The 7,127-nt window shown below is 29.5% G+C and carries 3 protein-coding genes; 2 read left to right on the top strand and 1 reads right to left on the bottom strand.

Annotation, left to right across the window (positions count from 1 at the left end; translation table 11 throughout):
• Positions 1–97: 97 nt before the first annotated feature.
• Positions 98–1,129 (top strand): M42 family metallopeptidase, encoded by a 1,032-nt coding sequence (locus G534_RS0107070; RefSeq protein ID WP_027348481.1) that lies wholly within the window; start codon positions 98–100, stop codon positions 1,127–1,129.
• A gap of 768 nt (positions 1,130–1,897) precedes the next feature.
• On the opposite strand, the gene adhE is transcribed toward G534_RS0107070, so the two are convergent.
• Positions 1,898–4,486: a bifunctional acetaldehyde-CoA/alcohol dehydrogenase gene (gene adhE / locus G534_RS0107075; protein ID WP_027348482.1), complete on the bottom strand. Its 2,589-nt coding sequence runs from the start codon at positions 4,484–4,486 to the stop codon at positions 1,898–1,900.
• 365 nt (positions 4,487–4,851) lie between these two features.
• Between adhE and G534_RS08190 the strand changes: the two genes are divergently transcribed.
• Positions 4,852–7,127, top strand: a 2,276-nt coding sequence (locus G534_RS08190) for a DUF6359 domain-containing protein (protein ID WP_034596120.1), incomplete at its 3' end; no start/stop codon positions are given.

Genomic DNA, 7,127 nt, shown 5'->3' on the forward strand with positions numbered 1-7,127 from the left:
ATAGGAGTGATAACCAATCCACAAGCCTATACTTATCATATAGTAAAAAGAAAAAAAGAACACTAATTACTATGTGTTCATTATACAAGGAGTGTTTATGAATACATTAAATTATATTGAAAAATTAACAAGTATACCGTCTCCAACAGGATATACCAATGAAATAGTGTCTTATCTAAAACAAGAAATAGAATCTTTTGGATATGAAACTTTTAAAACTAATAAAGGTGCTTTAATGGTAAGTGTTTCTGGAAAAGATAATGAAAGACATAGAGTTGTAACAGCTCATGTGGATACTCTTGGAGCAATAGTGCGATCTATAAAACCAAATGGAAGATTAAAAATAGATCTAGTAGGTGGATTTGTTTACAATTCAATTGAAGGTGAAAATTGTATAGTACATGTAAATAAAAACAATAATAAAATTAGTGGAACCATACTTATGCATCAAATCTCTGTTCATGTATACAAAGATGCATCTACAGCAGAAAGAAATCAAGATAATATAGAAATAAGACTTGATGCTAAAACTTCATCTAAAAAAGAAACCGAAGATTTAGGGATTCAAGTAGGAGATTTTATTTCTTTTGATCCTCGTACAATTATTACTGAAACTGGATTTATAAAAAGCAGACATTTAGATGATAAGGTATCTGCAGCTATTTTAATAAATCAATTAAAAAAAATTAAAGAAGAAAATATTGAATTGCCTCATACAACGCATTTTTACTTCTCTAATAATGAGGAAATAGGTTATGGTGCAAATAGTTCTATTCCTAAAGAAACTGTTGAATATTTAGCTGTAGACATGGGAGCGATGGGGGATGATCAACAAACTGACGAATTTTCAGTTTCGATTTGTGTAAAAGATTCATCAGGCCCATATAATTTCGATTTTAAGAAAAATTTAATTGAATTGTGTGAAAAAAATAATATTCCATATAAATTAGATATTTATCCAAGATATGGTTCAGATGCATCAGCTGCAATGAGTGCTGGAGTAGATGTGAAACATGCTTTATTTGGAGCTGGAATTGAATCAAGTCATGCATATGAAAGAACACACAAAGATTCAATCGTAGCAACAGAGAAATTGGTAGAAGTTTATATAAATAGTGAAATGGAATAAGAATATTTTCGAAGAAGGATGAATGAAAATAATTAGATAAAAGAAGTAGTTATGAAAATTTAAATAAGTATTTTGACAGGATTATTCTTTTGAAGAAATAAATAGTTTATTACAGATGAATGGGAAATCTATGTAAAAGAAAATCAATTTTCTAAGTAAATTACTTTTTCTGAATTTCGGAATTTATTTTTCATTTCTCAGAAAGAAAATTACCATTTTTCGGTTTTTAGTTATTTTTTTTTAATTTCTCAGAAACTTATCCAATACAAACCACACATTTAACCACTATAGCTTTAGTATGTTACATTTACTTAACATTTGCTATGAATTTTTCTGTTACTTAAATAAAATTCTCAATAAATCAGAAAAACAACACTTTTCTTTCTGATTTTTGAGATGAAAGTTCCAAAATTTAGAAATGGTATCTAAGTGGTATATTTTTTTACGATAAATAGCATACACACATCAAATATTTGCAGAGTCTGAGACAGAGAATATTTAAAATTAATTACTCAAACACCCGGAGGGATTGTTCCTGACTTTCTAAAGCTTAAAAGATGTCGCAATAAGAAAAGCGAAGATTCTAGAAAAGCTTATAATAATCTTTGCGTCTTCTTCTGCAGAACAAACCAAACATTTTTAAGCTGAAAGTCAATAATGGCGGTAGTCATAAATGAAATCTTAATAACTATCACCACAAAAAACAAAAAACGGTAGACTCTTAGAGTCTACCGTTTTAATTTGTTCTATTTTACAAAAAATTATATATTAAACCCCTTCATAAGCTTGATATAAGATTTCTTTTAATTCTTCTATCATTGGCTCTTTTGGATTTGCTGTTGTACATTGATCTAGATAAGCTAGTTCAGCTAATTTATCAACTTTAGATTCAAATTCTTCTTTAGAAACTCCTTGATCTTTAATTGATAATTTCAAGTCTAAATCTTTACCTAAATCTATTACTGCTTGTACTAAATTCTCAACTAATTCTTCTGTTGAATTTCCTTCTAAGCCAGCTGCTTTAGCTATTCTTGCATAATCTTCGTCAGCTCTAAAGTATTCGTATTTAGCCCAAGCTTGTGTTTTACCATTGTTAATTGCGTTGTATCTAATTACATGTGGCATTAAGATTGCATTTGCATATCCGTGTGGAATATTAAATTCTGCACCAATCTTATGAGCTAATGAGTGGTTAATACCTAAGAATGCATTTGCGAATGCCATACCTGCAATTGTTGATGCATTATGCATTGTTTCTTTTGGTTCGTGTTTATCAGTGTGATATGATTCACGTAATGATTGGAATACTAATTCAACTGCTTGTAATGATAATCCTCTTGTATAGTCAGATGCCATAGCTGAAACATATGATTCGAATGCATGGGTTAATACGTCCATACCAGTACATGCTACCATTGATTTTGGTAATGTATATGTGAATTGTGGATCAACTATTGCAACTGAAGGTGTAATAGAATAGTCAGCTATTGGGTATTTAACACCAGTTTCGCTATCTGTAATTACTGCGAATGGAGTAACTTCTGAACCTGTACCAGATGTTGTTGGGATACATACTAATTGACATTTGTCTCCTAATTCTGGAATTTTGTATGCTCTCTTTCTAATATCAAGGAATTTTTGTTTTGCTCCAAAGAAGTCTATTTCTGGATGTTCATATTCTAACCACATCATTTTAGCTGCGTCCATTGGAGAACCACCACCGATAGCTATAATTGTATCTGGTTCGAAAGCTCTAATCTTATCTAAACCTCTTTTAACTGTGTTTGTTGTTGGATCTGGTTCAACATCTGAGAAGATTTCATATTTAACATCATTTGATCTTCTTCTTAATACGTCAACTACTCTTGCAACTAGACCAAACTTAACCATTCCAGGGTCTGTGATAATAACAACCCTTTCAATATTAGGCATTTTTTCAAGATATCTAACTGAGTTCTTTTCAAAGTATAATTTTGATGGAAGTTTTTGCCATTGCATATTATTTCTCCTTTTAGCTATAGTCTTAACATTCATTAGGTGTTTAACACTCACGTTTTCACTTACTGAGTTGTGTCCATAAGAACCACATCCAAGTGTTAATGAAGGTGTCATTTCGTTATATAAGTCACCTATACCACCAATTGAAGAAGGAGAGTTTACAAGAATTCTACAAGCTTCCATTTCTTGTGCAAATGCTTCGATTAAATCATTGTTTCCACCATGTGTATGTATAGATGCTGAGTGTCCCATACCATTTAATTCAAGCATTTGTTTTGCTTTTTTGAATCCATCTTCATGATTTTCTGCTTTAAGAAATGCAAGTACTGGAGAAAGTTTTTCTCTTGTTAAAGGATAATCTGGACCGATACCTTCAACTTCAGCGATTAATAACTTTGTTCCTTCTGGAATAGTAATTCCTGCATTTTCAGTGATGAATGTTGCTGGTTTACCAACTATATCTGGATTAGCAGCACCTTTTTCTAAATTAATTACATATTTTTCTAATTTTTTAATATCTTTCTTTGGAACAAAGTAAGCTCTATTTCTTTCGAATTCTTTCTTAACTTCATCATATATTTCTTTATCACAGATAACAGCTTGTTCTGAAGCACAAATCATACCATTATCAAAAGTTTTTGAAACTACTAAGTCATTTACTGCTGTTCTAATATTACATGTTTTTTCGAAATAAGCAGGAACATTACCAGCTCCAACCCCTAATGCTGGTTTACCTGTAGAGTAAGCTGCATTTACTAGAGCATTACCACCTGTTGCAAGAGTTATTGCTACATCTTTATGATTCATTAGATTTCCTGTTGCTTCTATTGAAGGTTTTGTAATCCATTGAATGCAATTTTTTGGAGCTCCAGCTTTAACAGCTGCTTCATAAACTGTTTTAGCTGCTAATGCAGAACAGTTTTGAGCATTTGGATGGAATGCAAATACTATTGGGTTTCTAGCCATTATTGAAATTATAGATTTGAACATTACTGTTGATGTTGGATTTGTTACAGGAGTAATACCAGCAACTACACCAAGAGGAGAAGCTACTTTGATAATTCCTGTTTGCATATCTCTATCAATTACACCACATGTCTTTGTATATTTTATTGAGTGCCAAATTGTTTCAGTAGAGTATAGGTTTTTAATACATTTATCTTCATAAACCCCTCTTTTTGTTTCTTCTACTGCAGCTTTAGCAAGTACCATATGTTGATCAACACCAGCCATAACCATAGCGTGTACAATTTTATTAATTTGTTCTTGATCAAATTTCATTAATTCTTTTAAAGATTCTTTTGCGTTTTTTACTAAAATATCAACTTCATTGTTTGTTACTTTTTCTTTTGTAGCCATATTTCCTCCACATATATTTTATGATAATTAATTGTTTAACAACTACATTTATATAATATCCTATTTTTTTTTCTTTGTAAATATAGTTCACAATGATAACAATTTCATAAAAAACAAATATTAAATTTATTTAACATTTACGAAAAGAGATTGTATATAATTGTTGATAAATACTGCTTTCACCAGATTTCCTATAAACGGTATATGATTTTGAATTATTGATATATTAAAGTTTGATATATTTTTTTCTTATATTATATTTAACATAGATTTAATATATACATACAACTTATTTAACAATTCTATAATATAAAATATATGGGAATGTAACTAAATGTAAGGCAGCAATTTAATTGGAGGACTTGATGAATATTAAGAATATATCTAGAAGAAGTTTATCACTTTTACTTGCTTTAGCTATAGTGTTTCCGTTTATAGTTGGAATTACAACGAGCTATGCAGGTACAGGAGCAGAAAATGACCCATATACTGTACAAGAAGCCATAGAAAATAATAGCGGTATAGGTAGTGTAGAAGGATATATAGTTGGTAGTGCTAAGAGTGGATCAGGTGGATTTGTTTTAAATGACAAAGACGTTAATTCCAACATAGTTATTGCAGACAGCAAAGATGAAAAAGATACTAGTAAAATGATGGTTGTACAGTTACCAAATGGAGAATTAAGAAATTCATATAATTTAGTTTCTAATCTTGATTTACTAGGAACTAAAGTAAAAGTAACTGGTTCTTTAGAAAAATATTTTGCTAAACCAGGATTAAAAAATCCTACATCTATTATTAGTATAGGAGACAGTACTCCTGAAGAAACAGTAGAAGAAACAAAAGAAGAAGTAGTTGAAAATAAACCTAAAACTAATGTTCAATTTGATGCATTTGCTGCAGTAGATGGTAATTTTAAATCAATTGAAAAACTTGATCAAGATAGAGCTATAAAAGAAATGAAAGCTCATGATAATAGTGAATCAGCATATGTACTAAAACAAAATGGTGAAGTTAAATACAATCATAACCCAAAAAATGCAAATGCAATATATTTCTTAAATGTTGAGCATGGAATATATGAACTAGAATTAAACTTACCAAGTGGATATACAATAAATGATAGAACATTTAAATTAAATCCTCAATTGTCAAAAATATCTGGTGATAAAATACAAGTTGATGTAAATTCAAAAAGATTTAGTCAAAATATGTCACTTTACTTTACTAAAGAAGCTGAAAAAGTTGAGACAAAAGTAATATTTAACTTTGTTGATGAAAATGGAGAAATAATTGAAGGATTAGATCCTGTTGTAAAAAATGCTCCAGTAACAATAAAAGAAGGTCATACTTTTACAGCTAGATTAAGAAGTTCTGATTTACCAGAAGGATATAAATTTGCAAAAGTAAATACAACATCAGTTGTAGGTAAAGCTCCTTACGGAACAACAGTTGAAGTAAATGTACCTGTAGTAGTAAAAGATACAGAAGTAACTGTTTCATTTAATGTAAAAGAAAATGGAACTACAAAACATTTACCAGAATATACATTTACTGATGTATTAACTGAAGATAATAAAAATTTCAAAGATAATGGCGATGGTACTTACACATATAAAGTGTCTGAAGAAAAAATACCAGTAGGATATAAACAAAGATTTGAAGCAGATAGTCAAGTTATTGTTAATAGATTTGAATCTAAAAAACATTTAGTTGAATTAGAAAGATCAAAAGGTAAAGTATCTATATCAATTAACCAAACAAATGGTTTAGATAAAAAACCAATTCCAGTATTAGTAGCAGAAGATGGAACAGAATATGAACTTAAATCTAATAGTACTTCTGGAGATGGAAATGGTGGTATTAGAAGATTATGGGAAACAGAAAAAGAAGCTATTCTAAGTGGTAGTTATAAATTAATATTTAGAGAAACTGAAAAAGGTCAAACTGTAGAAGTATCAAATAGATTCCCTATGTTAACTTCTAAGGTAGATGAATTACCTGATAAAGAAACTAAATTAACTGGAAATATTGGAGATGAATTTAATTTAACATTTAATTTTGATCAAAATAAATTCCCATCAAGTAGATATATAACATTAAATGCAGACTTTACTCAACCAAATGGTAAAGTGATTATAAAAATTTACCAAGATAGTTACTCAGATAAAACACCTGTTCCAGTATTAGTATCAGAAGATGGAACAGAATATAGCTTTAATTATTCAGGATTTGGTTCAAAATTTGGAAAAGATGGATACACTGAATGGAAAACTGATAATGAAGCAGTTCCAAGTGGAGAATATAAATTAAAATTAGTTGATTCAGTATCTGGACAAACTTTAGAAGTTTCTAATGATGCTCTAACTTTAGATTCAAGAATATTAAATCTTAACAAAGAAGATTCTAAATTAACAGGTGATGCTGATGAAGAATTCAAATTAGTATTTGATTTTGATGGTAATACATCTTCTGCATCAAGATTTGTAAAAGTAAAAGCGGTATTAACAAATCCTGAAGTAGAAATTAATATACCTAAAAACCCTCTATTAGATGGTGATACAAAATTAAGAGTTGAAGCATCAGACCTATTAAAAGGTGATGTAATTGAAATATATGCTGACGATAAATTAGTTGGATC

Origin of the sequence: Helcococcus sueciensis DSM 17243 (assembly GCF_000423145.1) — a bacterium.
Taxonomy (GTDB): Bacteria; Bacillota; Clostridia; order Tissierellales; family Peptoniphilaceae; genus Helcococcus; species Helcococcus sueciensis.

What these genes read in the sequence shown, in the direction of transcription:
- G534_RS0107070 (WP_027348481.1), top strand. Translation starts at nt 98, where the DNA reads ATGAATACATTAAATTATATTGAAAAATTAACAAGTATACCGTCTCCA.
- adhE (WP_027348482.1), bottom strand. Translation starts at nt 4,486, where the DNA reads ATGGCTACAAAAGAAAAAGTAACAAACAATGAAGTTGATATTTTAGTA.